The organism is Priestia sp. SIMBA_032, assembly GCF_046535215.1.
Taxonomy (GTDB): domain Bacteria; phylum Bacillota; class Bacilli; order Bacillales; family Bacillaceae_H; genus Priestia; species Priestia aryabhattai.
The window spans coordinates 1-314 of record NZ_JAWRXD010000353.1; the positions used below are offsets into that span (position 1 = coordinate 1).

The following is a 314-nucleotide window of genomic DNA, read 5'->3' on the forward strand; positions in this document are numbered from 1 at the left end:
TTTAAATGACCGTGAACGTGAAAACGGCTTATATTATTATTATGGCGCAAACTAATTAAAAGGATGAGATATGTTTCAACCATATCTCCTTTTTTCCCTTGAATATGAGATGTCTCATATTCAAGGGAAAAAAGACTGATAGGAGAAAGGAAGGCTGAAAGAATGATTGATTTACATTGTCACATTTTACATGGTATTGATGACGGTGCACAAACCATGACAGATAGTTTAGCAATGGCACAACAAGCCGTATCAGAAGGAATACATACAATTGTCGCAACGCCGCACCATCAAAATGGCAAATATATAAATGA

General features: G+C 35.7%; 1 protein-coding gene. It reads left to right on the forward strand.

The window, feature by feature from the left end:
- Positions 1-162: 162 nt before the first annotated feature.
- The coding region (locus SB717_RS34730; RefSeq protein WP_410907414.1) for a CpsB/CapC family capsule biosynthesis tyrosine phosphatase at positions 163-314 on the forward strand (152 nt) is incomplete at its 3' end.